Source organism: Cohnella xylanilytica (assembly GCF_014212175.1).
Taxonomy (GTDB): domain Bacteria; phylum Bacillota; class Bacilli; order Paenibacillales; family Paenibacillaceae; genus Cohnella; species Cohnella xylanilytica.
In genome coordinates this window covers 1-2722 of record NZ_JACJVR010000099.1, presented here as the reverse complement: position 1 = coordinate 2722, position 2722 = coordinate 1, and the positions used below count along the sequence as shown (strand labels likewise).

1 rRNA gene is annotated in these 2722 nt (G+C 55.5%); it reads left to right on the top strand.

The annotated features are described in order from the left end of the window. Positions 1-2722 (top strand): 23S ribosomal RNA (locus H7B90_RS25200); the annotation flags it as partial.

Genomic DNA, 2722 nt, shown 5'->3' with positions numbered 1-2722 from the left:
AGGCTTTGATCCGGGGATGTCCGAATGGGGAAACCCGGCTGGGGTAATGCCCAGTCACCCATGAGTGAATTCATAGCTCATGAGGAGGCACACCAGGGGAACTGAAACATCTAAGTACCCTGAGGAAGAGAAAACAACAGTGATTCCGTCAGTAGCGGCGAGCGAAAGCGGATTAGCCCAAACCAGAGGGCTTGCCCTCTGGGGTTGTGGGACGTCTCACATGGAGTTACAAAGGAGCCGATTAGGCGAAGAGGTCTGGAAAGGCCCGGCATAGAAGGTAAAAGCCCTGTAGCCGAAAGTCTGCTCCCTCCGAGACGGATCCCGAGTACCGCGGGACACGTGAAACCCCGTGGGAATCCGGCAGGACCATCTGCCAAGGCTAAATACTCCCTGGCGACCGATAGCGAAGCAGTACCGTGAGGGAAAGGTGAAAAGCACCGCGGGAGCGGAGTGAAAAAGAACCTGAAACCGTGCGCTTACAAGAAGTCAGAGCCCTCTAGATGGGTGATGGCGTGCCTTTTGTAGAATGAACCGGCGAGTTACGTTCACGTGCGAGGTTAAGTCGGAGAGACGGAGCCGAAGCGAAAGCGAGTCTGAATAGGGCGAATAAGTACGTGGGCGTAGACCCGAAACCGTGTGATCTACCCCTGTGCAGGGTGAAGGTGAGGTAACACTTACTGGAGGCCCGAACTCACAAGCGTTGAAAAGCTTGGGGATGACGTGGGGGTAGGGGAGAAATTCCAATCGAACTCGGAGATAGCTGGTTCTCCCCGAAATAGCTTTAGGGCTAGCCTCGAGATTTAGCATCGTGGAGGTAGAGCACTGATTGGGTGCGGGGCCCGCCAAGGGTTACCAAGTCCAGTCAAACTCCGAATGCCATGCATGTATGCTCGGGAGTCAGACGGCGAGTGCTAAGATCCGTCGTCAAGAGGGAAAGAGCCCAGATCATCAGCTAAGGTCCCCAAGTGTGTGTTAAGTGGGAAAGGATGTGGAGTTGCGAAGACAACCAGGATGTTGGCTTAGAAGCAGCCACCATTTAAAGAGTGCGTAATAGCTCACTGGTCGAGTGACTCTGCGCCGAAAATGTAACGGGGCTAAACACACCACCGAAGCTATGGCATTCAAGTGAGAATGCCGGTATGAGTAACGAAAAGACAAGTGAGAATCTTGTCCGCCGAAAGCCTAAGGGTTCCTGAGGAAGGTTCGTCCGCTCAGGGTAAGTCGGGACCTAAGGCGAGGCCGAAAGGCGTAGTCGAAGGACAACAGGTTGAAATTCCTGTACCACCGTAAGCCGTTACGAGCGATGGGGGGACGCAGGAGGGCAAGAACGCGAGCTGATGGATATGCTCGTCCAAGCAGCAAGGCTGGTGTGCAGGCAAATCCGCACACTGTAAGGCTGAGCTGTGATGGGGAGGGAAAATCACAGTACCGAAGGTTCCGTGCTCACGCTGCCGAGAAAAGCCTCTAGCCAGGCGAAGGTGCCCGTACCGCAAACCGACACAGGTAGGCGAGAAGAGAATTCTAAGGCGCGCGGAAGAACTCTCGTTAAGGAACTCGGCAAAATGACCCCGTAACTTCGGGAGAAGGGGTGCCTCGGTAGGGTGAATAGCCCGAGGGGGCCGCAGTGAATAGGCCCAAGCGACTGTTTAGCAAAAACACAGGTCTGTGCGAAGCCGTAAGGCGAAGTATACGGGCTGACGCCTGCCCGGTGCTGGAAGGTTAAGGGGAGCGGTTAGGGGCAACCCGAAGCTGTGAACCGAAGCCCCAGTAAACGGCGGCCGTAACTATAACGGTCCTAAGGTAGCGAAATTCCTTGTCAGGTAAATTCTGACCCGCACGAATGGCGTAACGACTTGGGCGCTGTCTCAACGAGAGATCCGGTGAAATTTTAGTACCTGTGAAGATGCAGGTTACCCGCGACGTGACGGAAAGACCCCATGGAGCTTTACTGTAGCTTGATATTGGACTTTGGTACGGTCTGTACAGGATAGGTGGGAGCCTGAGAAGTCGGAGCGCAAGCTTCGATGGAGGCGCCGTTGGGATACCACCCTGATCGTATCGGAGTTCTAACCTGTCACCGTGAATCCGGTGAAGGGACCGTGTCAGGCGGACAGTTTGACTGGGGCGGTCGCCTCCCAAAGCGTAACGGAGGCGCCCCAAGGTTCCCTCAGAATGGTTGGAAATCATTCGAAGAGTGCAAAGGCATAAGGGAGCTTGACTGCGAGACCTACAAGTCGAGCAGGGACGAAAGTCGGGCTTAGTGATCCGGTGGTACCGAATGGAAGGGCCATCGCTCAACGGATAAAAGCTACCCTGGGGATAACAGGCTTATCTCCCCCAAGAGTCCACATCGACGGGGAGGTTTGGCACCTCGATGTCGGCTCATCGCATCCTGGGGCTGAAGTAGGTCCCAAGGGTTGGGCTGTTCGCCCATTAAAGCGGTACGCGAGCTGGGTTCAGAACGTCGTGAGACAGTTCGGTCCCTATCTGTCGCGGGCGTAGGAAATTTGAGAGGGGCTGTCCTTAGTACGAGAGGACCGGGATGGACGCACCGCTGGTGTACCAGTTGTTCCGCCAGGAGCATCGCTGGGTAGCCAAGTGCGGGAGGGATAAGCGCTGAAAGCATCTAAGCGCGAAGCCCGCCTCAAGATGAGATTTCCCAATTCGTAAGACCCCTGGAAGAACACCAGGTTGATAGGCTCGGGGTGGAAGCGCGGCAACG